This window comes from Paenibacillus agricola, assembly GCF_011440305.1.
GTDB lineage: Bacteria > Bacillota > Bacilli > Paenibacillales > NBRC-103111 > Paenibacillus_S > Paenibacillus_S agricola.
In genome coordinates this window covers 562,186-586,450 of sequence record NZ_JAAOIW010000001.1, presented here as the reverse complement: position 1 = coordinate 586,450, position 24,265 = coordinate 562,186, and the positions used below count along the sequence as shown (strand labels likewise).

Here is a 24,265-nt window from a genome sequence, read left to right as displayed (position 1 = left end):
GTACATACGATTCCGTTCTTTCGGATAAACTAACCATGTGTTGTAATTCCTTATGATTCAAAATTTAGGTATAAACAAAGGAGGATAATACGAATGTCAGAGCATCCCATACAAGGTCTTATGAAAACGGCAATGGAAAATATTAAAGAGATGGTTGATGTGAATACGATTGTGGGCGATCCTGTTGAGACGCCGGACGGCACCGTAATTATGCCCATTTCTAAAGTGGGCTTTGGATTTGCCGCGGGAGGAAGCGAATTTGGAGCCGATGATTCCACTTCCACTTCCGGTTCCTCCTCCCATTCCCCAAGCATTCAAAAGCATGAGGGAGCCAATGCCCAGGTTTCGCTTCCTTTTGGCGGTGGTAGTGGAGGAGGCGTGTCGATTACACCGATTGCCTTTCTGGTAGTAGGAAAGCAAGGCGTCAAAATTGTGCCTTTGGACAATCAAACGCATTTATTGGAAAGGCTTATTGATGCGGCACCAAGTGTAGTTGACCGCATTCAAAGCATGATGAAGGGCAATTCGTCAGGCAACTTGTCTGGGCAATCACTAAATGGCGATACGAATGGAACAACCAATATCGAAAACCAGAATTTCATTGTGTAATTTGGTTGAATTGGCACAAATGGATAAATGTATACGTTCTACCAGAAACAAATAGTGGGCACCACGTTAAGTTTGCTTCATAATACGAAGGTGAACTAAATGACTTATATAGAGAAAAAGGTTAGCTTGCAGCTGCTCATATCCATGGGCAGCTTTACATATTTTTGTGAGTAAAAGATTAGGAAGAATTGGGAAAATAGATTGCTCTTTTCGCACGTTTCTTTTATATTGGTTTTAGCTGATATTATATGAAATGGATGAAAGAGGTTTTCTTGTGCGATTTATGCCGACACGCTCCTGTTCTCCGGGAATGAAGCTTGCAAAATGTATTTATAATGAGGATGGCATTGCACTCCTTCATGAAAATGTCGAGTTGACCCAGGCGCTGATCATCCGATTGGAGCGGTTGGGCGTTGACTTTGTCTATATACAGGACAAGGAAACCGCGGACTTGGTAGTTGAAGATCCGATCAGCCAGGAAACTAGAGTAAGAGCACTAAGTGAAATTAAAACGCAATATAAAAAAATTATGGAAGAAACCAGCAAAAGCAAATTTTCTAAAAATCATTTTATGGGACGAGCCTTTACCAATTTGATCAAAATGATCATGGAGGATTTGGATTCCAAAGAAGGCGCCCATATTATGTTGTTGAATATGAATGTATTGAATAATTATGTATTTAATCATTCACTTAACGTCTGTATTTATGCAACGATGCTAGGCATGGTCAGCGGCTATAGCCGTGAAGAAATCGCCGTACTCAGTATGGGAGCGTTGCTGCACGATATCGGCAAAACGAAAATCAACCAGGATATATTGAAGAAACCAGGTCCATTATCCAATGTGGAATATGCCGAGGTTCAAAAGCATGCTGAGTTTGGATACAAGATTCTTAAGGACGAGCCTAATATGCCGTTACTTGCAGCCCACTGTGCTTTCCAGCATCACGAACGTGAGGATGGAAGCGGGTACCCGCGAGGAATCAAAGGCAAGGAAATTCATAATTTTGCCAAACTTATTTCTATTATAGATAGCTATGATGCGATGACCACCCACCGTCCTTATCGGTTGGCGATGTTACCCCACCAGGCGATGGAAGTTTTATTTAGTGGCGTTGAAACCAAATACGATTGTAATAAAGTAGCTTTATTTCGTGATAATGTTGCGATTTATCCAATTGGCTTAGGGGTAACGCTAAGCTCAGGGGAAAAAGGGGTTGTAGTGCTTATAAATCCCATCATTCCCCAGCGCCCGACTATCCGGATTTTTATAGGCTCTGATGGTAGTAAAGTAACGCAGCCCTATGAAATGGATTTGTCAAAAAAGCTGACTGTTTTCATTAGTGAGGTCCATACAGGCTAGCCGCCCTTATAGATTTGAACCTGCCCTAAAGAACATAAAAGTTCTTTGGGTTTTTTTGCGTGCAAAAACAGCGATATCCGATAACGAAGCATACATAAAAGGGGACAGGTTAGGCATATATATGTACAAGATGTTGGCAGAACACTTATTTAACCTATGTGTGCAGGAGGCTCCCGATGAATAGAAAAGTAAACTTCTTGTTAATTTTGGCGCTGCTGTCGATAATATGGACACCATTGGTACCCCTACATGCAGCTCCCGCTTTATCGACAAGTGCAGAAGCAGTTGCCTTAATTGATGTGCGCTCAGGACGGATTTTGTACAGCAAGCAAGGAGACAAGCCGCTTAGAATTGCTAGCTTGACGAAGATCATGACGGCGATAGTCGCCATTGAACATGGCAGGTTGTCAGATTCAGCCAAGGTCAGCAAAAATGCATTTGCCAAAGAAGGCTCTTCCATTTATTTGAAGCTAGACGAAGAGATGAGCCTACACCATCTGTTATATGGGATGATGCTTCGCTCCGGTAATGATGCGGCAACTGCGATTGCTGAGCATGTGGGGGGGACTGTGGAAGGCTTCGCTTACTTAATGAATGAAAAGGCACGGATGATCGGCATGGACCATTCGTTGTTTAAAAATCCGTCAGGGCTGGATGAGGAAGGGCATCTTTCAACAGCCAATGACATGGCCAAGCTGGCAGCCTATGCGTTGCATCATCCGCAATTTCAAGAAATTGTAAAAACTAAGCTAAAAAAAGCTCCTAATCCCAACGATCCGTGGGATTACACTTGGCTGAATAAAAATAAAATGCTAAACCTTTATGAGGGTGCGGATGGTGTAAAAACAGGCTATACCAAGCTATCTAAACGCTGCTTGGTATCCTCGGCTACCCGCGGCGGCCAGCAATTGGCCGTAGTCACCTTAAATGATGCCAATGATTGGGCGGATCATGCCAAGCTGCTTGATTATGGCTTCAATAACTACCCCTTGACGCCTTTAATCCATAAATGGGATGCGGTGGAAGGGACGGAGTGGGTCGCGGGTGCAGACTTCAGCTACCCCACACAAGAAGCAGAAAAGGGTCAATATACGTTCAAAGTTGAAGTCAATGATAACCAATCTACCAGCTTTCGACTGGGTGAAGTTGGGCGTTTAGCTTATATGCTGGAGGGCAAGTCGATAGGGCAAGTACCTTTATTGGCAAAGGATAGCCCACGGCTTAAGCTGAACGAGCGAAACGTCTTTTCATCTCAAGGTATTTTTCAAGGTACTTTAAGTGCGAACGCAACTCATGTGGAGAAATGGCTCTTTATTGTCCAATTTCTCGTCCGAATGGTATTTACCGGCCACGCTGTCCACTAGGAACAACCGTGAAGCAGCTGTTACCAACAATCCATAATTCGGTGTCCTCAGCATTTGAATGAAAGAGAGGTCGAGCAAAATAATGGTCAATATGATCTGGTTGTTTTTTTTGGTTTCGGGTTTTGTGGTGGCAGCCTTTACTGGAAAGATTGAGTTAGTCACGCAAGCCACCTTTGATGGGGCAAAAAGTGGCGTAACGGTCTGCTTTGGTTTAGTCAGCATTATGGTATTTTGGCTGGGTATTATGCGGATCGCGGAGGATGCCGGCTTGTTGAAAGTATTAGCTTCGCTGCTTCGCCCGATCGTACGGTTTTTATTCCCCAGTGTGCCGCGCGACCATCCGGCTTTGGGTTACATCATGTCCAATATGGGTGCTAACATCCTTGGGCTGGGGAATGCTGCTACTCCAATGGGAATTAAAGCGATGCAGGAACTTCAGCTATTAAACGCGGACAAAGAACTGGCCAGTCCTGCGATGTGTACGCTGCTAGCGCTTAATACAGCGAGCATTACCCTGATCCCGACAACATTAATTGCGATCCGCATGAACTACAATTCCATCAGCCCCGCTGAAATTGTGGGCACAACCTTGATGGCAACAATCGTATCGACCTTAGCCGCTGTATTTGTGGATAAGTGGTATCGCTATCGCCATTCCCACAAGCCGCCCGCGCTTATTAACAACCCGAAAGGGAAAGGATGAGGCAGGATGTATGCATTTGTAAATTTAATTTCCGCCTGGGCCATCCCCGTAATCATTGTATTTATTCCGTTATTTGCCGCTTATCGGAAGGTGCCGGTATATGAATCGTTCGTGGATGGGGCGAAGGATGGCTTTGATACGGCGATTCGGATTATTCCCCATCTGGTTGGAATGATGGTGGCGATCAGCATATTTCGCGCTTCGGGGGCGATGGAGCTGATGATTGGCTGGGTGAGGCCATTTTGCGAATGGATCGGGATTCCGAGCGAAATCCTTCCTTTAGCGATATTGCGCCCCATTACCGGAGCGGGATCGTTAGCGTTTACCACAGACTTACTAGAGCAGTTTGGACCGGATTCCATGATAGGGAGGATCGCCTCAACGATTCAGGGCAGCACCGATACGACGATGTATGTAATTACCGTCTACTTTGGGGCCATCGGGATTCGCAAAGCAAGCTATGCTTTAAAGGTTGGCTTGATTTCTGATGCCGTCGGGTTTGTTGCTTCTATTGTGATTTGTTATTTGGTGTTTGCTTAATGAAATACTTCCATCCTGCCTTTTTGCAGGTTTTTTGGTCTGTTCATCGGTTTTACACATGATCACTCGTTCTGATACCTTTTTCATTGCTCCCTGCTTGTGATTTCTCCTTAGGATGGGTATCATTAGGTTAGAGGTGAATGGAGACTTATGGAACGATTACAAAAAGTATTGGCAGAAGCGGGAGTGGCCTCCCGTCGTAAATGTGAAGAGTTAATAACAGCTGGACGTGTGATGGTGAATGATGAAATTATTACAACGCTGGGCGTCAAGGTTGAAGCTACCTCCGATGTGATCAAAGTAGATGGTCGCACGATCAGGCAGCAGAAAAAGGTGTATATCTTATTTAATAAGCCCAAAGGGGTGATTACCAGCGCTTCAGATCCTGGTGGTCGTAAGATTGTTACCGATTTTCTAGAGGATATCCAAGAGCGGATTTATCCGGTAGGTCGGCTTGACTACGATACGGAGGGTCTGCTGCTGCTGACCAATGATGGGGAGTTTGCTAATTTATTGACACATCCCAGACATCATGTCCCGCGTACATATCATGCTACGGTTAAAGGTGTACCGCACGGCTCCTTGCTGGACAAGCTTCGAGATGGAATCGAGCTTGAGGATGGGATGACTTCGCATGCTGAGGTGGATTATTACGATATCGATCTCGCTAAAAAAGAAACGATTGTTTCTATTACGATCTACGAAGGGCGTAACCGCCAGGTTAGGCGTATGTTTGATGCTATCGAATTCCCCTTAATTAAGCTTAAACGCGTCCAATTCGGACCGATAGCTTTGACAGGGGTACCGCGGGGTAAATTTCGACATCTGGAGCCTAAGGAAGTTAAAGAGCTTACAGATGAAGCACTCAAGACACATAATATTCAAAAAGACAAATAAACGCCGCCATGAAAGTTAGCTATAATAAAGAATAGGTGAAAACGCCTAAAGAGCAGCCGGATAATAACCTATAGTAAGCCGTTATTCGGATGTACCAAGCTTCCGTTTGGAGTGAGCATCAATGGGGAAAAATAAAAGATGGATACAGCTTTGTATATTTGCTATTGTGATCGTGATTGGTGCTTTGACGCTGATAAACAATTTGTATGCAACGGAAAAAAAACCTTTGGAAGGCTCCGTCGCTCCTGATTTCAACTTAATAAGCCTTGATGGCAAGCAGCATAAGTTATCTGATTATAAAGGGAAAACGGTGATGGTGAACTTCTGGGGAACCTGGTGCCCACCCTGCAAAGATGAAATGCCGGCCATTCAGCACCAATTCGACAAGATGGACAAGCAAAAGGTGGAATTCCTTGCTTTAAATTTGGGCGAGAGTAAAATTACCGTACAAAGCTTTGTGGAGCAGTATAAGATAACCTTCCCAATATTGTTGGACGACAATGAAGCCACACGTAAACGATATGGCGTCAGCCAGTATCCCACAACGTTCTTTATTACCCCTGATGGCAAAATTTCCAAAATCATGATCGGTGAAATGACCGAGGCTGTTATCGAAAAAGCGATAGCTTCCATTCCTGCCACTTCTAATAAATAGCGACCGAAGCTTGCTTCCGTTTTTTATATTAGAGGTGGCTATTACTTCGCATAGGGCTTGAAACGCAAGCCCAAGCTTAAGGAGCTAGTTTTCTCCGAAAACTCTCAGGAGGGTAACCCAATGATTCACAACACAAAATGTGAATGCGGCCATCTGAATCATGTTGGTACCGTACTTTGCGAAGCCTGTGGCAAGCCCTTGTATGAGGAAGATGGCAAAGAACCATTAGAAATGCGCTATGATGGAATAGCCAGACGTTCGCAAAAATCGAATCCAGATTGGGTGGACAAGGTCTGGAATTTTTTCTCCTCCGTCAAGATTGCGATCTATATGATTCTCATTACGTTAGCCGCATCAGCGGTTGGCACCATTTTTCCGCAAGAGAATACGTTTTTGAACTTTGATCCCTCCCTTTATTACCAAGAAAACTACGGTACAATTGGACACATTTATTATTTGCTGGGGCTGTCCCATACGTTCGAATCGTGGTGGTTTATCGGGTTGCTGTTTATGATCGGAACCTCACTTGTGGTATGTAGCCTTGACCGCGTATTACCTCTGTACAGGGCATTGTCCAAGCAACAAATTCGTAAGCATTTAAATTTTATATTAAGGCAAAAGGTTTCCTTCAGTGGTGACCTTGCCATCGATACGGTGTCTGCGTCTAAGAAGGATGCACAAGCCGAAGAGGAAGAATGGGTGAAGCGTGCGGCCGTTCAGCTAAAAAAGCAGCATTATCGAGTGTATGCAGATGGATCCGCGCTACTGGCGGAGAAAAATCGTTTCAGCCGTTGGGGTCCCTATATTAACCATATCGGGCTTATTATTTTCTTGTTGGCCATCCTCATGCGAAGTATCCCCGGCTGGCATATGGATCAACATATCGCCTTTCCTGAAGGGGTGGCTGTACAAATACCGGAAACCTCTTATTACTTGAAAAATGAGAAGTTTACACTTGAGTATTATGATGAGACAGAAATGTCTGAAGGCTTTCGGGCCAAGGAGCAGGCAGTTCCCAAAATCTATGAAACCAAGGCGGTTTTATACCGATGTGTTGCCGATTGTGAGAACCCTTCGAAGCAGCCACAGCTTACAGAAGTGCACCGGCAGGATATCATCGTAAATGAACCGCTTGAGTATAAAGGGTTTATGGCTTATCAGTTTGACTATAAGGAAGCACCAATGTTAGTTTCTGTAAAGCCATCACTGAAGGATCTGAGGACAGGCGAATCTTATGGAAGCTTTGATCTATCCATGGCTCGGCCGGAGGAAAGCTACCAGGTAGGAAGCTATACTTTAAAGCTAAAAGGTTATTTTCCTGAGTTTATGCTTGATGATAAAGGGGTTCCAACGACCAAATCGAATGAACCTAAGATGCCTGCTTTTATATTCTCAATAACAGGTCCTGGTTTATCTGTACAAGGCGAGCCTTACCTCTATTTCCCGAGGCAGGTGGATAAGCTGTCCTTCCGCCAGGATGATATTAATGGTGAGATTGGCAAGAAATTCGAGCTATCCGTCAATTCTATGGCTGATGTTCAGTTCACCAATTATATCAGCTATCTGAATATTCGTGTAGACTTGGCCATGCCCTACATTTGGATAGGTGCAGGGATTTCCATGCTTGGACTCATTATGGGCTTTTATTGGCATCACCGCCGAATTTGGCTGCGTATTGATAATGGCCGTTTGTCGTTAGGTGCCCACACGAACAAAAACTGGTTCGGTGTTCGTAAAGAGGTCGCCCAATTGTTGCATAAGTCGGGGATTGAAGTGGATCCCAAATCGTTGGAAGCTGGAGGGGTGACGTCGTGAACAGCAGTTCGTTTTTACTAATAGGCTTTATCGTCTATAACCTAGCATTTCTTATGTTTGTTACTGCGATACTCGGAAAAAAATGGGCCAAAGAGGATCCTATAGCCTATACTCGCAAATGGGGCAATGGCGCCATCGTGGCTACGATGGTAGGGCTCGCAGGCCATTTAGCATTTTTCTTCACCCGATGGGCGGAAGCCGGCCATATTCCAACAAGTAATATGTACGAGTTTATGACCTTTCTTGGCATGATGATCATATTCGCGTTTATTATTGTGTATTACATTTATCGGGCAACGGTGCTGGGCATATTTGCCTTACCCATTGGGATTATTATAATCGGGTATGCCTCGGTATTTCCGAAGGATATTCAGCCGCTAATTCCAGCCTTACAAAGCTATTGGCTGAAAATTCACGTAACGACTGCTGCTACCGGAGAAGCTTTTTTTGCAGTAGGCTTTGCTGCCGGCTTAATGTATCTGCTGCGCAGTGTTAACTTTTCAGGACAAACACCTGGCGACCGTAAGGAACAACGTGGGGTTGAGCTTACTTTATTTTCGCTGGTTATGATCGTTGCTTTTGTGGTTTCCATATTCGGTTTTAATGCTGCCGGCTATCATGCAAAATATACAAACGATGTCTTGTATACTAGCAAGGATGGTATTGAGCAAACCGTAAAACAAACCGTGGATTACGTGCTACCGCCAATTTTCAAGCCATTTGAAAGTGAACAGGTCGAAATGCAGCCGTTTCTGGGGATGACGGAAGCTCCCTTTGAAGCTCCATCCTGGATGCATGGCTCCAATGCAGGGCGCAAGCTAAATACGGTGGTATGGTCGATATTCGGCGGCATTATCCTGTATGGGCTGCTCCGTCTCATTGCCCGCAAGCCATTAGGCGCTGCGATAAGCCCATTGCTTAAAGGCATTGACCTTGAGGATATCGATGAAATCAGCTACCGTGCCATTGCAATCGGTTATCCAATCTTTACGCTGGGCGCTTTGGTCTTTGCGATGATATGGGCAGCCGAGGCATGGGGCCGCTTCTGGGGCTGGGATCCCAAAGAAGTATGGGCGCTCATTACCTTCTTATACTACGCGGCGTATTTGCATCTTCGATTTTCCAAAGGCTGGCAGGGGAAAAGGTCTGCATGGCTGGCGGTTATCGGCTTTATGGTTGTGATGTTTACGCTAATCGGCGTTAATTTAGTTATTGCCGGCTTACATTCGTACTCAGGAACTTAAATTCGTAACTAGGAACTTAAATAAGAAAGGGTGGAAATGCCGATGTCTGAACTACAAATGACAATTTTGGTCGTAGACGACGAGGAGCGGATACGTCGCTTGCTAAGGATGTATTTGGAAAAAGAAAATTTCATTATTGATGAAGCCGAGGATGGCGAGACGGCCTTGAAGAAAGCACTTGAGACCGACTATGACCTCATTCTGCTCGATGTGATGCTTCCCGGCATAGATGGCAACGAAGTCTGTGCCAGGCTGCGCCAGGTGAAATCCACACCGGTCATTATGCTCACGGCTAAAGGGGAAGAAACGAATCGTGTCCAAGGCTTTGAAATGGGGGCCGATGATTATGTAGTGAAGCCCTTTAGCCCGCGTGAGGTCATTTACAGGGTGAAAGCGATCCTCAGAAGATCTTCAGTAACCGCTTATTTGTCCAAGGAGGTTAATTCCAGCAATAATATAGTATTCCCCAACCTGATTATTGAGCATGATGCACATCGTGTAAGTGCAGGTGGACAGGAAGTGGCTTTAACCCCCAAAGAATATGAGCTTTTGCATTATTTAGCGGTGTCTCCGGATAAAGTATTTTCCCGTGAGGAGCTGTTGAAGGATGTATGGAACTATGAATTTTTTGGTGATTTACGGACTGTAGATACACATGTTAAAAGGCTTCGTGAGAAGCTGAATAAAGTGTCGCCTGAGGCCGCTTCGATGATTACGACAGTATGGGGCGTCGGATACAAGCTAGAGGTGCCTAAGTAACGTGTTCAGTATATTCAGTCTAAAAAGCGTCGTTGGCAAGCTCTGGCTGACTATCATCGGATTAGTTGCTGTTGTATTGCTCGTTCTTGGGTTATTTCTTAGCCAATATATCGAAACGTCCTTTCCTAAATCACAGGATCAAACCGAAAATTTACGAAAGCTCGGTTTAAAAGTGGCAACAGGTATTTCCCAGCATATGGGGGATACACGTAACCGTTATATAGATTTGGTTAGTGATGTGCTAAGTGCCCAGGATGCGTACATTTTTAGCGTGGATACCGCATTTAATCCGATCCTGCTTCCTGACGGTAATGTTAGCACTCCTCCGCCTAATGCACAGTATAGCGATTTTTTTTCGGAACCAATGATGAAAAGAGTGTTCGCCGGGGAGACGATTGATAATCGGATGCCCAGCATCGCCTCAGGCAAGCAACTGGTGAATAGTCCGTATTCGGCTGTTGCCGTACCGCTAAAGGATGTGAACCAGCAGGGCATCATTGGCGCCGCGATTATTTTTCAATCGGCGCAATCGGTTGAAGCTACCCAGACCTATGTGATGCAGCTCTTTGCTTATGTATCCTTGATCGGTTTTCTGATGACGACCTTTTTTGCATTTTTTCTATTGACCAAAATTACACAGCCGATCCTGCAGCTGAAAAAAGCAGCCGATCTGATTTCTTTAGGCGAATATGCCACAAGAGTGCCTATCACTTCTACGGATGAAATCGGTGAGCTGGGCAAAACCTTTAACCGGATGGGCGAGGAATTATCGGATACTATTAAGGCGTTAAGCCATGAGAAAGAGCATTTATCAAGTGTATTGCGCAGTATGACGGATGCTGTTATCACCTTCAATTCGGATGGATATGTCATTCTGGCCAATCCCCAAGGTGATAAAATCGTTCATGATTGGAACCAAATCCATTGGAATGAGGAAGAAACTCAGGACAAATATGCGGTAGCCGTAACAGGCGATCCCAATAAAATGATTCCTGGACCCATGAGGATGCTGCTAGAAGAGGTCATAACAGGAGCCAAAGAGATTTCCTCCAAGCTGCACGTGCATAATGAAGTTTGGTCAGTAGTGATGACGCCATTGTATGCCCACGCGGCTGTTCGGGGCGTTGTGGCGGTTTTGCGGGATGTAACCGAGGAATTCAGGCTCGATAAGTTTCGCAAGGATTTTGTTGCTAATGTTTCGCACGAGCTGAGAACTCCGCTGTCGATGCTTCAGGGCTATAGTGAAGCGTTACTTGACGATATTGCAGGTTCTGCCGAAGAACGGCAGGAACTGGCTCAGGTTATTCATGAAGAATCGTTGCGTATGGGAAGATTAGTTCGTGATCTGTTAGATTTGGCACGGATGGAGACAGGTCATATCGAGCTGCATTTCCGGCAAGTCGACGTACGTAGTTTTATGAAGCGAATGCATCGCAAGTTCACCGCCTTGGCCAAAGAACAAGAGATTCTGATCAGCTGTGAGCTGCCAGAGGAAGAGTTGCTGCTGGAGCATGCTGATGAGGACCGGCTGGAGCAGGTGATGACGAATTTACTGGATAACGCGATTCGCCATACATCAGCCCAAGCAGCAATCACGATGCTTGCAGAGCGGCAATTGTACAAGGGGGAGGCTGCTATCTTGATTGAAATAACGGATCAAGGCATGGGCATACCAGCAGGTGACTTGCCTTATGTTTTCGAACGCTTCTACAAAGCCGACAAGGCACGTACACGAGGCGTTTCAGGTGGGACAGGATTAGGGTTATCGATTGTTCGTAATTTGGTAGAAGCCCACCAAGGCACGGTTACGGTCAAAAGCACAGTGGGCCAAGGGACGACATTTTCCGTCTTGCTTCCGGTTCATACAACAATCATATAAAAAGCGGACCTCCGATTTAAAGATCGGAGGTCCGCTTTTTATGTTGAATAAAGAGATATTTTCTTGTTGGTCGTGAAACAATAGCTTTTAATTAAGTGCAAGCTCGTTAACGCCAGTGAGCTCAGGAAGAAGCCTTAATTGCTCAAGAACATTCTTTGGTGTTGGTTTATCTGTCGATAATATCATGATAGCGGATCCGCCAATTACTTTACGGCCAACCTGCATCGTAGCAATGTTAACATCATTTGCACCTAGCAATGTTCCTACTTTACCGATAATCCCAGGTTTATCATTGTGGGAGATCAGTAGAAGGTTGCCGCTAGGAGCAATGTCAACAGGATATTGGTCGATTTGCACGATACGTTCGCCGTATCCAGCAAGCAAGGTTCCAGCAACAACATGTTCTTCGTTTTTAGCCTTTGTGGTCACCGACACCAAATTGGTAAAGGTTTGAGTGGCTACCGACTGTTGAATCACAATATTGACCTCACGGGCTTTGGCGAGATGCATCGCGTTCACAATATTAACGCTCTCCAATTGGTTGCCCAGAATGCCACGAACAATGTAACGGGTTAAAGGAGCGGTGTCGACATCGGCAAGGTCACCGGAATAATTGACGATTATTTCTTTAATCGCCCCTTGGGTGGTTTGTCCAATAAATTGGCCCAACTTGTCTCCCAAGTTAAAATACGGTTGAAGCTTGCTTAACACAGCTGGTGGAACCGGAGACATATTAACCGCATTTTTGAAAGGCTCATCACGTAAAATATGCAGAACCTCTTCCGATACGTCGATAGCTACGTTCTCTTGGGCTTCTACAGTGGATGCGCCCAAGTGAGGCGTAACAATAATTTTGGGATTGTTTAAGAAAGGGTGGTCGGCTTGTGGTGGCTCTTGCTCATAAACGTCAAATGCAGCACCGGCAACGATACCTGCATCAATAGCTTCCACTAATGCGGCCTCATCAATAATACCGCCGCGGGCACAGTTAATGATGCGCACGCCTTTTTTCATCAATTGGAATTGGGGACGAGCAATAATATGGCGTGTTTCCGGTGTAAGTGGTGTATGCACTGTGATGAAATCAGCTTGTGCTGCGATATCATCGACACTTCCCAGCTTGACACCCATTTGATTAGCGCGCTCTTCCGTCAAGAAAGGGTCGTAGCCAATTACATTCATGCCAAACACTTTAGCACGCTTGGCGACTTCGCTGCCGATTCGGCCCATGCCAAGGATGCCGAGCGTTTTGTTACGAAGCTCAACGCCCACGAAGGTTTTACGGTCCCATTCGCCGCTGACCGTCTTTTTGTAAGCCTGTGGAATAGAACGGGCTACCGACATCATCATAGCAAATGTAAGCTCGCAGGTAGCAATCGTATTTCCATCTGGAGCATTAATAACGACAATACCACGGCTTGTTGCCGCTTCAAGATCGATGTTATCAACGCCAACGCCAGCCCGTCCCACAACCTTTAATTTCTCGGCAGCGCCCATAATGCTTGGGGTTACCTTGGTTTGGCTACGTACCATCAAAGCGTCATAATCCGCGATAATCGCGATTAATTCGCTCTCCGATAAACCGGTTTTTTTATCAACCGTTACATCGGGTGCATCATTTAGCAATTGAATACCCAAATCACTGATTCCATCCATAACTAGTACTTTGTACATGTGTCCTAACCTCCGATTTTTTCTAGACAAACTAAAAAACTCTTACTTCCCCATACGTTTCCGTATACAAGGGACGAAGAGTTACTTTCGTGGTACCACCCTAATTCGTTGCCTCTTTGATAGAGACAACCTCATGAGCCTCAAGGACTCAGAAAGTTAACGGTTTCTAACCGGCTGCATCTAGGGATCGCGAATCACGGGATTCGTGTGTCTTCAACACAGCAACTCTGGAGTGCTCTTTAGTAAACCATCATGTCCGATTTCCACCAGTTCATCGGCTCTCTGTGCATTATGGAAATTACAAGGTCTCCGTCAACGTTTTGTAACAAATGAATTTCCATTAGCGTAACATGACCCCAAAGGCGATGTCAATAGTAGGAATAGCGTTGTCACAGCTTGTTCAAAAGCTAGGATTATCAAATCTTTTTTTAGTTTTGCATAAAAAAGAAGGGAAGCTGCGGCAAAATTTCATCAGGGTAAAGCCGGCTTTTGTTGCGGATAAAATCTCCAGAGCGCACCGCATCGGTGGCCATTAATAAATCCATCACCTGCTGTACATTGCTTAGACTTAATTTCTGTGCTTGTCCTGTAGTGATCATATCATCGATCCGGCTTGCAAAATCCTGCGGTGTGTAGAGCTTGAATATAACGCCTGCTAATGTAGAATTAGCTATATAATCGTTTTTCATACTTAAGCTTAGTGTGCTCCATTCCTGGGTCGTCAAGGGTTTGCTAACATCAACTTGTTTGAGCTGAGGGTTGTCTGCCAAATTCCATTTGATGATCGAATCGTAATAGTTTTTTTGCGCAGTGAGGGAAAACTTCTTGGCTTCCGCTAAATAAGCATCCTTATCCATTTCTGCGACGAGGTCATAGCTGGGAAGGGAATTTGCCTTTCCTTGAATCGTTCCTAAAGCTTCGCCAAAAAGCTTCAAGCTTTTGAGATAATTTTGCAGCCCGTCTTGTAAGAGAGGTGAGGAATCCGGCATCGATTTCGTGCTTAATTCCGTATACTTGTCTTTGGAAAGCTGTGCTAAATCCTTTAAAATAGCCGAAGCATCCGCCGAGCGGTTCACTTCTAGTTCATTCATTTTTTCAAACCATTTTTTATGAAATTCCCTGTATGGCTGATAAATGGTATGATAGTAGGAAACCAGATACTGTTGATGATAAGCAGAATATCCGTTTTCGGCTTCTGTCTTTTTGAATAAAACATCCTCATACTTGGCTGTTGCACGCTCTTGCCCCATTCGAAAACCATAGAAAAAAGTGCCAAGTGCTACAACAAGCATAAAAATAAAAGTAATGGCAAATAAGTAATCATAGCGTGAAAGCCGTTTGTTCAAGACTTGAGCACCTCATTTTTTTTAATGATAGTATAGGTGAAAATAACCAAAAAGGGAATCAATGATGAAAAAATTTAATTTTAAGCGGCTAAAATTTCAAAAGCTTGATATTACTACTATCGACGAACGAACGGTAATTCTTAACGTGTATATAACTCAATTGTTAGTTATTTTGGCTGGTAGTGTAATTTTGTTTTTTCAAAAGCCATCATTTCGACACATGTTTTCAATCGAGCAAGGTATTTACATATTAATTTGGGGTGTTGCCTTTGCAGTTGCTGTATTGTTAATCGATATTTGGATCTCCAATTGGGTGCCACCGGAGGTAACAGATGATGGCGGTATCAATGAGCTTATTTTCAAAAATCGACCTCTATGGCATATTATAGTGCTGTCATTCGTTGTCGCTTTTTGCGAGGAATGGTTATTCCGCGGGGCTATTCAAGCCTCATGGGGACCTTACTGGACCAGTATCTTATTCGCCGCCATCCACATACGTTATTTGCAGCATTGGCTGATGACGGGACTCGTATTTGGCATTAGCTACGGTCTAGGCTGGATATATATCCAAACAGGCTCTTTGTGGACGCCGATTGCTGCACATTTTCTGATCGATTTTATCATGGGTTGTATTATTCGTTATAGGAGAGAGAGTTAATGCGTTCTACAAACAACTATCAAAAGCGGCCGTCCCTTGATTCTGCACCTAAAACAGCAACTGAAGAAGACGAAACTTTTTTGCCTCCGCGAAACGTAGTGCACCCCACTGAAAGTGAAAAGGTGCTCCGCATCTTTTATTTATCCATATTATGGATATTCATACTGCTAGTAGCTGGTTTTATATTCTGGGGCTGGCAACGAATGCAAGGGGAAGCTTAATAGCTCCCCTTTTTGCTTTTATAATGGTATTTCTGTTAAAGGGAGTTTCGATTACAAAGTAGTGTCAATGGATGCAGGGTCTACAAATTTATATGACTTCGCTTCTAATTGGGTTAGCAGGTTGTCCATGGCTTCAACGGTCCATGGCAGCTCATGCATCAGAATATTGCTGCCTGGCCTTAATTGCTCCAGAACGTTGCTGACTACCTTGGCGGGATCATTTTTCTTAACGGTCATATCCCAATCCAAGGAGCCATTAGACCATGTCATAAATAGCATGTTCTCCTGCTTCGCTTTTTCTCTGACCAGATCACCACCTGATCCAAAGGGCGGACGGAAAAATTGGGGGGCACTGCCTGTTAATTCCTTTACCAGCTTTTGCACATCTCCGATTTGTTGATCGATTTTCTCCTTGCTTTCCTTCTTTAAATCGATATGGTCCCAAGAATGATTGCCTATAGTTTGGCCGTGGTCCGTGATCAATTTAATCAGCTCTGGCTTCTGCTGCACCCGATAACCGTTTACGAAAAATATCGCTTTTGCTTTATGCTTGTCTAAAGTGCCTAGCAACGCTTCCAGCATATCTTTATCCTTTGGACCGTCGTCAAAGGTCAACAGTACGACGTTTTTATCAGCGGAAGCTGGGTCGATCGGCACAATGTCGTAGGTTTTTGGATTCATTTTATAAAGCTTGGCAGCGGCTTGGGGTGCAGGAGCGGGCTGCTGTGTTGCTTGTGGAGTAATGGGGGCAGCTGTGGATGTGGATGCCGAAGGTGGAACTGCAGGCTGTTGTGCGCTTCCAGGCGCCACGTCTGAAGGCTTGCTAGGCTGTGCAGGCGTTCCAGCCCCGACTGGAGCCACAGAAGCCTCGCTTTTCTCCGTAGGCTTGGCTGCAGGAGGTACCGTCTGGGCTTGGCCTGTGGCTGAAGCCCCGTTGCCAGCAGGTGCAGCGGAGGGCTGGCTATTATTTTGGCATGCAGCTGAAGTTGTAATAAGCACAGCGGCAAGCCCTATAAGCAATTTTTTATTCATTAATAGTTCTCCTATTCATTGTGGGTTATCTAGAAGTTAGATGTTTCCTAATTTTATCATGCATGGAACCGATGTACATAGAGAAAAATAAGCTCTGAACCAAAACAAATGGAGGGATAGCTATGAAAATGGGATCTTTTTTATTGGGCGGTATGGTTGGAGCAGCAGCGGTTATTTATTTAAACACCAAAAATAAGGCGATGCTTTTATCAGCATTTAGCGGCAATAATGCATCAATGGGCAACAACATGTCTAAGGCGAAAGAAAAAATGACAGGTGCTTTCGATAAAGAAAGCCACTCCCCGAAGGCTGGTTTTGGGGAGGTAAAGGCTATTATCAATAAAGAGCCTCAGCTGAAAGCCACGTTCGAAGAGATTTTAGCAGAAAATGCAGACAATCGATATAAAGAAATGCATCCTCCCCAATAATATGGCTTGTTTTCGGTGTAATATAAGGCAAGAATAGGTATTTCCTATTCTTGCCTTTCTTTTTTTTAAAGCATAATAGATTTATTGTTATGTTGTGCTATAATACTCATATAATTGAATACAAGCTTGAAGCTTATTCACCTTTTTAAGCTTACTTCATAAGCTGTTATTAAAAGTGGCGGCAAGGGAGGAATCCTGAATGAAAATGGAGCGTTTGAGTCAGGACAAAATACGGATTTTTCTCACTTTCGATGACTTGACGGAGCGAGGTATTCAAAAAGACGACATGTGGAGAGAGATTCCCAGAGTCCACGAGCTGTTCAGTGACATGATGGACCAAGCGTATGCCGAATTGGGTTTTGACCCTACAGGGCCCTTAGCTGTAGAAGTACTGGCACTTCCTGCACAAGGAATGGTAGTTATTGTAACCCGCGGCAAGATGGAGTTTCATCATACTTCCGACTCCTACGAGGAAGAAGTGGAAGAAATGTACGAGCTTGAGGTTACCATGGAGCAAACAGATCAAATCTCCTACGTGTTTCACGATTTTGAAGATTTGCTTCGCATGGCGAAAGTGATTAAGCCGTTGCTAACCGATGGAGGCATTTTATTTTCTTATAAGAACAAATGGTTTTTGCAGCTTGATGCTGTAAATATGGAGGAAAGTAGCTATCAATCCATCATTGCCGTCTTGTCCGAGTATGGAGATGCCGCTTCCGTAACTAGAGCCGTTCTTGAGGTTTATGGCAAAACGGTAATAGCTGCGGACGCCATCAATGTGCTATGCACGCATTTTAAATAGATCCAAATATTTGCCCAATAGAAAAGCATTCCCAAAAACATTATTGTTTTTGTGGGATGCTCTTTTATTTTTGAAAGCATGGAAAAAAGCTTGGAATATGTCTATAATGATCTTTGTATGCGAAATATACACTAAACTTTTGGAGGTGACACTTTGAGCGTCATTTCAGTCCTATTGGCAGCCATTGCGCCGGGTGTCGCTTTGTTAGCTTATTTTTATTTGAAGGATCGTTATGAAACCGAACCTATACATTTAGTAGGCAAGATGTTTTTATTCGGCATTTTGCTTGTATTCCCCGTGATGGTGTTGCAGCGGGCGTTTGTGCACGGATTTGGAGATGATCCGTTTGTATTTTCTTTTCTGATTTCATCAGGCGTCGAGGAATTTTTGAAATGGTTCCTTATTTATTTCCTTGTGTTTCGGCATGGGAAATTTGATGAGCCTTATGATGGAATTGTATATTCGGTAGCCGTTTCCCTTGGTTTTGCCACCTTGGAGAATGTCTTCTATGCCTTTCTCAATTCGGCCTCCATTTCTACACTGCTGTTAAGAGCCTTCTTGCCGGTATCAGGACATGCAATGTTTGGTGTGATGATGGGCTATCATTTAGGCAAAGCCAAATTTAATCCGAAGCAGCGTAACCGGCAATTAATATATTCGTTAATATTGCCCATATTTTGGCATGGGGTGTTTGATTATGTACTGCTTTCCGCAAAAACCTATTGGATTTGGATCATGCTTCCATTAATGGCTTTTCTCTGGGGTCGCAGCTTGTGGAATGTGAACCGTGCCAATGCTAAATCGCCATTGCGCGTTTTAAGGCGTGATGAACAGGTTGAAATGTAACTGGCTTGTGCATACTTAGGAATAATCGAATATTGAAATTATTATTCGTTGGTTCTTTAGGTTGGAATTGACAAGCTGGAGGTTAAATATGGCTGCCAATGAGCGGATTAAAGTGACAATACGGTGTAAGCGCTGTGGGGATCGATTTGTTTTGAAGGGCAGACAAGATAAGGGCAGAATAGATACGGGCTTTAAACAATGTGTTTGCAGTAATGAAAAGGATTTTATTATAGAAACCAAATGCTTTTAAGGAGCCCTAATAGGGTTCTTTTTTTTGTGATCCATGAATAAGACCCCTTCCTTCGACGAAAGATAAAGGCAAGATTGGGTGATGAAGGGAGATTTGCAGCTATGTATAGCCGATTAAGTATCGTGATGTTTCCTATTTTACTGATATTTCTTATTGGTGCCGGGGTATGGGGGTACTTGGAACATCAGGAAAAAAACGCAATTCTGATTAAAGCAGAAAACCAGTACCAGCGGGCTTTTCATGATTTGTCGTTTCATGTGGATAAGCTCCATACAGAACTTGGAAATACGTTGGCATTGAATACGGCATCCCAAGACTCTTACAAAAAAGGCTTAGTTAATGTTTGGCGGATCACAAGTGAAGCGCAAAGCGAGATTAACCAACTCCCACTGGCCCTGCTTCCTTTCAATAAAACGGAAGAATTTTTGGCTAACATGGCGAATTTCTCTTATCGCGCAGCAGTGCGGGATCTTGGTAAGCAGCCATTGAACGATGGTGAGATCCAAACCATGAATGCCCTCTATCAGCACTCAGACGAAATATCTACTGCACTTCGGGAGATGCAGACGAAGGTTCTGGCAAATAATCTGCGGTGGATGGATGTCGAGACCGCGCTCGCTACCCAAAAGGAGCCGCTCGATAATGCGATTATAGATGGCTTCCAAACAGTGGATAAACAAGTGGCGGATTATAAGGACGTGAAGTGGAGCCCATCGGTGATGAGCACCTTTCAAAAGAATGATGTGAATATGCTTCCAGGCAGTGAAGCGACCGTAGATGAAGTGAAGCAAAAGGCTGCCCAGTTTTTAAATATCAGTGATCCGTCTACGATTCAAGCAGTTGAGAATGGGGCCGGCACCGAATATCAATCTATTAGTGTTACCATCCCAAAAGAAAATTCGGTAGAAGGTATACAGATGGACTACACCCGGAAAGGTGCGCAGCTTTTATGGTATTCAGCCTCAAGGGATGTAACAGAGAAAAAGCTCGATATTAGGCAGGCAAGGGATGCTGCAGCGGAATTTTTGGATATGCACGGCTATCCGGATATGACCTCCGTATCTTATGATGAGTATAATAATATTGCGAATGTCACTTTTGCCAGCCGCCAGAATGATACGATTAATTACATCGATAAATTGGCTGTAAAGATAGCCCTGGATGATGGGGAAGCTATAGGTTTACAAGCAACAGACTACGTATTTGGGCATAAGGAACGTCAAATTCCGCCGCCAAAACTAAATTCAGCTGAAGCACGCAAGGTCTTGAATTCGGATCTCCAGGTCGATCATGAGGCAATGGCTTTAATACTCAACGATCTGCAGGAAGAGGTGCTTTGTTATCAATTCATCGGCCGAATCAATGGAGGTATATATCGCATTTATATTAATGCAGAAACGGGCGTAGAGGAAAAAGTCGATTATTTGCGCAAAGAAGAAGCGGCACTGAGTGAAATATAGGAAAGTTTAGGAGAGCCTAACGTGGGGCTCTTCTTTTTTGTTTCCCATCTGTGGACTCAGTGCTATAATAAAGGACGAGCTTGGACAATCGGATTTATGACAACATGCAGGGGGGTGCAAAATTTGCTTCCAAAGGTGAATCAAATTTTACATATACAAGTTAACTCAATCGACGAAGAAGAAGCAAGGCAAGAATATAAATCCCGAATCGCCGATATGAACGACAACATGATCTTTATGGAAATCCCCATTAATGAAAAGACTGGACGTTTGAAGAAGCTATATATTGGCGACGAAATTTCCGCTTTTTTTATAACGGATGGTGGTGTGAAAAACTATTTTACAACCTCGATTCAGGGCTTTACGGACGATGTCATTCGGCTGGTTTTGATCCGGAAACCGAATTTGGAATCGATCACTAAAGTGCAAAGACGCAGTTTTTTGCGGGTTCCAGCCGAATTGGAAATGGCTGTCAAATATTCCGAGCAGCTGAAGTTTATTGCAATAACCGATGATGTGGGCGGTGGTGGTATTTCCTTTTTATGTGATGGCTATATTCCACTATCTTCACAGCAAATTGTTAGCTGCTGGTTATTGGCCAACTACAAGAATGGACAAATTGAACATATTCCGTTTCAAGGTGAAATGGTTCGTATTAAGATGCTCGAAACCGGCAGACAGCAGGTGATGATGCGGTTTGCGGAAATCTCAGATCGGGATCGCCAAAAAATTATCAAATATTGTTTTGAGCGTCAGCTTGATTTCCGCAAAAAATAACTTTTTTTAGTAATTTTTGGTATATTTCAGGGCAATTATAAAGGGATGATTCGCATCCATGTTAGCTTGTTTGATAATTCGACGTAAGGCAACTTTGCAATCCCGCTTTCACCTATGGTATAATTTTCATTGATTACAGGCGGGGCCTGTTTGTTAAGAGTTCAAAGTTTATTTCTTTTTTTACGGGAGGCCCTTGTTTTGGAGAAATTTAATATTGCAATAGATGGTCCAGCAGGAGCAGGGAAAAGCACAATTGCCCGGCTAGTTGCTAATACATTAGGCTTTGTTTATGTTGACACTGGAGCCATGTACAGAGCGGCAACCTGGTGTATGCTTCAAGCAGGTATTTCACCTGAACAAGAATCAGAGGTTATAGCCCTGGTGCGTGATTTGGATATCCGTCTAGTACTGGGATCCGATGGGCAGCAAGTATTGGTAAACGGCAAAGATGTCACTGCAGAAATTCGTAGTGCTCTTGTTAATAGTCATGTTTCTCAGCTTGCCCGAATCCCGGAGGTTCGTCATGTATTGACAGACAAGCAGAAACTACTTGCTGTTAATAAAGGTGTAGTTATGGATGGAAGAGATATCGGCAGCCATGTTCTGCCTCACGCAGAAGTTAAAATTTTTCTCACAGCAAGTGCCAGAGTAAGAGCAGAAAGAAGATTTAAGGAAACTGAGGGTCGTCCAGGTGTAACAGTGGAGCAACTGGAGCAGGAAATTACGACTCGTGACCGAATGGACGAACAAAGAGAAACGGCACCATTAATCCAAGCAGCAGATGCTGTGCGGCTCGATACTACTCATTTAACTATTCCTCTAGTTGTAGAGCGTATATTAGAGCTTTGCAGAACCGAAGTCGGTGGAGGTAAGTAGTATGCTTTATCATACGTTTCGTGCTTTATTCCATTTTATGTTTCGATTGTTTTTTCGATTGAAGGTAATCGGGAAGGAGCATATTCCTGAAGGTAAGCCTGTCATTCTTTGCGCCAACCATACAAGCAATTTTGACCCGCCTTTATTGGGTTGTGCGTTGGTAGGACGTCGTGTTCATTACATGGCGAAAGCAGAGCTGTTCGATATACCAGTATTGGGTTGGATATTGCCAAGAATTAGTGCATTTCCAGTAAAACGTGGTGGAGTAAGCAAGGAATCCATCCGGTTATCGCTCCAGCTGTTAGAAGAAAATCGGATTCTTGGTATTTTTCCTGAGGGTTCACGCAGCAATGCAGGTGGAATCGGGAAAAAGGGTGCGGCGAGTTTAGCATTGAAATCGGGTGCGACCGTTATTCCTTCTGCTATAATAGGTGGTTATAAGCTATTTCGAAAAATGACCCTTATTTATGGTAAACCGATCGATATTAGTGAGTTTGCTGATGCAGGCAGCGCAGGTATTGAACAAGCTACAGCCCGAATCATGGAGACAATCCGTGAAATGGTCATAAGCTACGAATCAAAATGATAAATGGTGGAATACTTAGAAAAACAATTAACCGCGTAATTTTTGCGTTGGTAAATTATATTAGAAAGCGGCAATTGTAACTAAGATATGTTTTGGTTGAAGTTGCTAACTAGGAGGAATTGAATCATGTCCGAAGAAACTAAAGATGTAGCTAACGTGGAGCAAAACGCACCCGTTGAAAATGATCAAACCGAAGCTGTGAGTGAAGTACAGCCACAGGAAGAAGTACAAGAAGAAATTTCCCAAGAAGAATCCATGGCTAATGTATCGGTTCTTAAAAAGGGTGATACAGTTACTGGCAAAGTTATTAAAGTTGACGATGATCAAGCTTTCGTTGACGTTGGCTATAAGTATGACGGTGTCATCCAGCTTCGCGAGCTTTCTTCCGTTCAATTGGGAACTGCTGGTGAAAGTGTTGAGATCGGCCAAGAGGTTACACTTAAGGTTTTAACTATTGATGACAATAAGGAAAAGCTAGTTCTTTCCAAACGTGTTGTCGATAACGAAAAGGCCTGGGAGCAGCTTCAATCCGATATGGAGAATAAAACGATCCTTGAAGCTAAGGTCGCTGAAGTTGTTAAGGGCGGTCTTGTAGTGGATGTTGGCTTAAGAGGATTCGTTCCAGCTTCTATGGTTGAACGCAATTTTGTTGAGGATTTCAGCGACTACAAAGGACGTACTTTGAAATTGCGTGTCAAAGAAATGGACCGTGAGAAAAACAAAGTTATTCTATCGCAAAAAGATGTTTTGGATGAAGAGTTTGAAGTGAAAAAGAAAGAAATTATTTCCGGGCTTACCATTGGTCAAGAGCTATCAGGTACGGTTCAACGTTTGACGCAATTTGGTGCATTTGTTGATATCGGTGGTATTGATGGTCTTGTGCATATTTCAGAAATGGCTTGGCATCATGTAGAAACGCCATCCGAAGTTGTTAAAGAGGGCGATTTGGTTAATGTGCAAATCCTTAAGCTAGATCCTGCTAATGAACGTATTAGCCTTAGTATCAAAGCTACCCAGCCAGGACCATGGCAGCAAGTTACTAGCAATTTCAATATTGGTGATATTATTACCGGTACTGTAAAACGCTTGGCTCAGTTTGGAGCATTCGTTGAAGTTGCGCCAGGCGTTGAAGGCTTGGTTCATATCTCACAAATCGCTCATCGCCATGTGGCTACTCCTTCTGAAGTATTGCAAGAAGGTCAAGAAATTCAAGTTAAGATCTTAGATTTAAACTTGGATGACAAGCGTATCAGCTTGAGCATTAAAGAAACAGAAGAAGCGCCTGCATCATCATCTTCTTCTTCGTCAGCATCATCTCCTTCCCCTAGAGGTGAAAGAAATGATAGAGGCGACAGAGGTGACCGTCCTAACAGATCTAAAGATAGAACAGTTATCGCTGAAGAATATCAAAATGGTGCTTTAAAATCGACGCTTGGTGAGCTACTAGGCGAAAAACTTAGCAAATTTAAATAATACGGAGA

The 24,265-nt window shown here is 43.9% G+C and carries 24 protein-coding genes and 1 other annotated feature; of the genes, 21 read left to right on the top strand and 3 right to left on the bottom strand.

The features are described 5' to 3' along the window. Positions 1 to 93 precede the first annotated feature (93 nt). The 11 genes from ytfJ (at position 94) to G9U52_RS02800 (ending at position 11,828) form a co-directional block, all read left to right on the top strand. A complete protein-coding gene (gene ytfJ / locus G9U52_RS02850) occupies positions 94 to 609 on the top strand; it encodes a GerW family sporulation protein (RefSeq protein ID WP_166145824.1) in 516 nt (171 codons plus the stop codon). Between the two features lie 310 nt (positions 610 to 919). Continuing rightward, a complete protein-coding gene (locus G9U52_RS02845) occupies positions 920 to 1,972 on the top strand; it encodes an HD-GYP domain-containing protein (RefSeq protein ID WP_243767089.1) in 1,053 nt (350 codons plus the stop codon). 176 nt (positions 1,973 to 2,148) lie between these two features. After that, positions 2,149 to 3,336, top strand: a complete 1,188-nt coding sequence (locus G9U52_RS02840; protein WP_166145818.1) for a D-alanyl-D-alanine carboxypeptidase family protein — start codon at positions 2,149 to 2,151, stop codon at positions 3,334 to 3,336. A gap of 82 nt (positions 3,337 to 3,418) precedes the next feature. After that, positions 3,419 to 4,039 (top strand): nucleoside recognition domain-containing protein, encoded by a 621-nt coding sequence (locus tag G9U52_RS02835; protein ID WP_166145815.1) that lies wholly within the window; start codon positions 3,419 to 3,421, stop codon positions 4,037 to 4,039. A gap of 6 nt (positions 4,040 to 4,045) precedes the next feature. Further along, the gene (locus tag G9U52_RS02830) at positions 4,046 to 4,579 is read left to right on the top strand and encodes a spore maturation protein (RefSeq protein ID WP_166145812.1); all 534 of its coding nucleotides are present in this window, start codon (positions 4,046 to 4,048) and stop codon (positions 4,577 to 4,579) included. Positions 4,580 to 4,729: 150 nt separating this feature from the next. Next, positions 4,730 to 5,476, top strand: coding sequence for a pseudouridine synthase (locus G9U52_RS02825; protein ID WP_166145810.1), 747 nt, complete (start codon positions 4,730 to 4,732; stop codon positions 5,474 to 5,476). A gap of 121 nt (positions 5,477 to 5,597) precedes the next feature. Beyond that, on the top strand, positions 5,598 to 6,131 hold the full coding sequence (gene resA, locus G9U52_RS02820; RefSeq protein WP_166145807.1) for a thiol-disulfide oxidoreductase ResA: 534 nt from the start codon (positions 5,598 to 5,600) through the stop codon (positions 6,129 to 6,131). Between the two features lie 120 nt (positions 6,132 to 6,251). Further along, positions 6,252 to 7,946 (top strand): cytochrome c biogenesis protein ResB, encoded by a 1,695-nt coding sequence (resB, locus tag G9U52_RS02815; protein ID WP_166145804.1) that lies wholly within the window; start codon positions 6,252 to 6,254, stop codon positions 7,944 to 7,946. Between the two features lie 53 nt (positions 7,947 to 7,999). Next, a complete protein-coding gene (ccsA, locus tag G9U52_RS02810; RefSeq protein WP_166146672.1) occupies positions 8,000 to 9,190 on the top strand; it encodes a cytochrome c biogenesis protein CcsA in 1,191 nt (396 codons plus the stop codon). A 42-nt stretch (positions 9,191 to 9,232) separates the two neighbouring features. Beyond that, complete coding sequence (locus G9U52_RS02805) at positions 9,233 to 9,949, top strand: response regulator transcription factor (RefSeq protein WP_166145801.1); 717 nt, start codon at positions 9,233 to 9,235, stop codon at positions 9,947 to 9,949. Between the two features lie 10 nt (positions 9,950 to 9,959). Then, the gene (locus tag G9U52_RS02800; protein ID WP_166146670.1) at positions 9,960 to 11,828 is read left to right on the top strand and encodes an ATP-binding protein; all 1,869 of its coding nucleotides are present in this window, start codon (positions 9,960 to 9,962) and stop codon (positions 11,826 to 11,828) included. Between the two features lie 87 nt (positions 11,829 to 11,915). On the opposite strand, the gene serA is transcribed toward G9U52_RS02800, so the two are convergent. Then, positions 11,916 to 13,502, bottom strand: coding sequence for a phosphoglycerate dehydrogenase (serA, locus tag G9U52_RS02795; protein WP_166145798.1), 1,587 nt, complete (start codon positions 13,500 to 13,502; stop codon positions 11,916 to 11,918). A gap of 66 nt (positions 13,503 to 13,568) precedes the next feature. Next, positions 13,569 to 13,827 (bottom strand) — a binding site (T-box leader). Between the two features lie 103 nt (positions 13,828 to 13,930). After that, positions 13,931 to 14,848: a hypothetical protein gene (locus tag G9U52_RS02790; protein ID WP_166145794.1), complete on the bottom strand. Its 918-nt coding sequence runs from the start codon at positions 14,846 to 14,848 to the stop codon at positions 13,931 to 13,933. Between the two features lie 64 nt (positions 14,849 to 14,912). Between G9U52_RS02790 and G9U52_RS02785 the strand changes: the two genes are divergently transcribed. Further along, positions 14,913 to 15,506: a CPBP family intramembrane glutamic endopeptidase gene (locus G9U52_RS02785; RefSeq protein ID WP_166146668.1), complete on the top strand. Its 594-nt coding sequence runs from the start codon at positions 14,913 to 14,915 to the stop codon at positions 15,504 to 15,506. Continuing rightward, a complete protein-coding gene (locus G9U52_RS02780) occupies positions 15,506 to 15,727 on the top strand; it encodes a hypothetical protein (RefSeq protein WP_166145791.1) in 222 nt (73 codons plus the stop codon). Before G9U52_RS02785 ends, G9U52_RS02780 begins: the two co-directional genes overlap by 1 nt. Before the next feature lie 51 nt (positions 15,728 to 15,778). Here the strand turns inward: G9U52_RS02780 and G9U52_RS02775 are convergent, their stop codons facing one another. Then, complete coding sequence (locus G9U52_RS02775; protein WP_166145788.1) at positions 15,779 to 16,759, bottom strand: polysaccharide deacetylase family protein; 981 nt, start codon at positions 16,757 to 16,759, stop codon at positions 15,779 to 15,781. 122 nt (positions 16,760 to 16,881) lie between these two features. Here G9U52_RS02775 and G9U52_RS02770 point away from each other — a divergent pair, with 122 nt between their 5' ends. The 8 genes from G9U52_RS02770 (at position 16,882) to rpsA (ending at position 24,257) form a co-directional block, all read left to right on the top strand. Next, entirely contained in the window at positions 16,882 to 17,187 is a 306-nt protein-coding gene (locus tag G9U52_RS02770) for a hypothetical protein (RefSeq protein WP_166145785.1), read from the top strand. A gap of 199 nt (positions 17,188 to 17,386) precedes the next feature. Beyond that, the gene (locus G9U52_RS02765) at positions 17,387 to 17,989 is read left to right on the top strand and encodes a genetic competence negative regulator (RefSeq protein ID WP_166145782.1); all 603 of its coding nucleotides are present in this window, start codon (positions 17,387 to 17,389) and stop codon (positions 17,987 to 17,989) included. A 153-nt stretch (positions 17,990 to 18,142) separates the two neighbouring features. Continuing rightward, entirely contained in the window at positions 18,143 to 18,835 is a 693-nt protein-coding gene (gene prsW / locus G9U52_RS02760) for a glutamic-type intramembrane protease PrsW (RefSeq protein WP_166145779.1), read from the top strand. Between the two features lie 351 nt (positions 18,836 to 19,186). Continuing rightward, entirely contained in the window at positions 19,187 to 20,545 is a 1,359-nt protein-coding gene (gene ypeB, locus G9U52_RS02755) for a germination protein YpeB (protein WP_166145776.1), read from the top strand. A gap of 123 nt (positions 20,546 to 20,668) precedes the next feature. Further along, positions 20,669 to 21,322, top strand: coding sequence for a flagellar brake protein (locus G9U52_RS02750; protein ID WP_207952752.1), 654 nt, complete (start codon positions 20,669 to 20,671; stop codon positions 21,320 to 21,322). A 198-nt stretch (positions 21,323 to 21,520) separates the two neighbouring features. Further along, on the top strand, positions 21,521 to 22,198 hold the full coding sequence (gene cmk / locus G9U52_RS02745; RefSeq protein WP_166145770.1) for a (d)CMP kinase: 678 nt from the start codon (positions 21,521 to 21,523) through the stop codon (positions 22,196 to 22,198). 1 nt (position 22,199) lies between these two features. Beyond that, a complete protein-coding gene (locus tag G9U52_RS02740) occupies positions 22,200 to 22,784 on the top strand; it encodes a lysophospholipid acyltransferase family protein (RefSeq protein ID WP_166145767.1) in 585 nt (194 codons plus the stop codon). A gap of 126 nt (positions 22,785 to 22,910) precedes the next feature. Beyond that, the gene (gene rpsA, locus G9U52_RS02735; RefSeq protein ID WP_166145764.1) at positions 22,911 to 24,257 is read left to right on the top strand and encodes a 30S ribosomal protein S1; all 1,347 of its coding nucleotides are present in this window, start codon (positions 22,911 to 22,913) and stop codon (positions 24,255 to 24,257) included. The last annotated feature ends 8 nt before the right edge of the window (positions 24,258 to 24,265 follow it).

What these genes read in the sequence shown, in the direction of transcription:
- ytfJ (WP_166145824.1), top strand. Translation starts at nt 94, where the DNA reads ATGTCAGAGCATCCCATACAAGGTCTTATGAAAACGGCAATGGAAAAT.
- G9U52_RS02845 (WP_243767089.1), top strand. Translation starts at nt 920, where the DNA reads ATGAAGCTTGCAAAATGTATTTATAATGAGGATGGCATTGCACTCCTT.
- G9U52_RS02840 (WP_166145818.1), top strand. Translation starts at nt 2,149, where the DNA reads ATGAATAGAAAAGTAAACTTCTTGTTAATTTTGGCGCTGCTGTCGATA.
- G9U52_RS02835 (WP_166145815.1), top strand. Translation starts at nt 3,419, where the DNA reads ATGGTCAATATGATCTGGTTGTTTTTTTTGGTTTCGGGTTTTGTGGTG.
- G9U52_RS02830 (WP_166145812.1), top strand. Translation starts at nt 4,046, where the DNA reads ATGTATGCATTTGTAAATTTAATTTCCGCCTGGGCCATCCCCGTAATC.
- G9U52_RS02825 (WP_166145810.1), top strand. Translation starts at nt 4,730, where the DNA reads ATGGAACGATTACAAAAAGTATTGGCAGAAGCGGGAGTGGCCTCCCGT.
- resA (WP_166145807.1), top strand. Translation starts at nt 5,598, where the DNA reads ATGGGGAAAAATAAAAGATGGATACAGCTTTGTATATTTGCTATTGTG.
- resB (WP_166145804.1), top strand. Translation starts at nt 6,252, where the DNA reads ATGATTCACAACACAAAATGTGAATGCGGCCATCTGAATCATGTTGGT.
- ccsA (WP_166146672.1), top strand. Translation starts at nt 8,000, where the DNA reads ATGTTTGTTACTGCGATACTCGGAAAAAAATGGGCCAAAGAGGATCCT.
- G9U52_RS02805 (WP_166145801.1), top strand. Translation starts at nt 9,233, where the DNA reads ATGTCTGAACTACAAATGACAATTTTGGTCGTAGACGACGAGGAGCGG.
- serA (WP_166145798.1), bottom strand. Translation starts at nt 13,502, where the DNA reads ATGTACAAAGTACTAGTTATGGATGGAATCAGTGATTTGGGTATTCAA.
- G9U52_RS02785 (WP_166146668.1), top strand. Translation starts at nt 14,913, where the DNA reads ATGAAAAAATTTAATTTTAAGCGGCTAAAATTTCAAAAGCTTGATATT.
- G9U52_RS02780 (WP_166145791.1), top strand. Translation starts at nt 15,506, where the DNA reads ATGCGTTCTACAAACAACTATCAAAAGCGGCCGTCCCTTGATTCTGCA.
- G9U52_RS02775 (WP_166145788.1), bottom strand. Translation starts at nt 16,759, where the DNA reads ATGAATAAAAAATTGCTTATAGGGCTTGCCGCTGTGCTTATTACAACT.
- G9U52_RS02770 (WP_166145785.1), top strand. Translation starts at nt 16,882, where the DNA reads ATGAAAATGGGATCTTTTTTATTGGGCGGTATGGTTGGAGCAGCAGCG.
- G9U52_RS02765 (WP_166145782.1), top strand. Translation starts at nt 17,387, where the DNA reads ATGAAAATGGAGCGTTTGAGTCAGGACAAAATACGGATTTTTCTCACT.
- ypeB (WP_166145776.1), top strand. Translation starts at nt 19,187, where the DNA reads ATGTATAGCCGATTAAGTATCGTGATGTTTCCTATTTTACTGATATTT.
- G9U52_RS02740 (WP_166145767.1), top strand. Translation starts at nt 22,200, where the DNA reads ATGCTTTATCATACGTTTCGTGCTTTATTCCATTTTATGTTTCGATTG.
- rpsA (WP_166145764.1), top strand. Translation starts at nt 22,911, where the DNA reads ATGTCCGAAGAAACTAAAGATGTAGCTAACGTGGAGCAAAACGCACCC.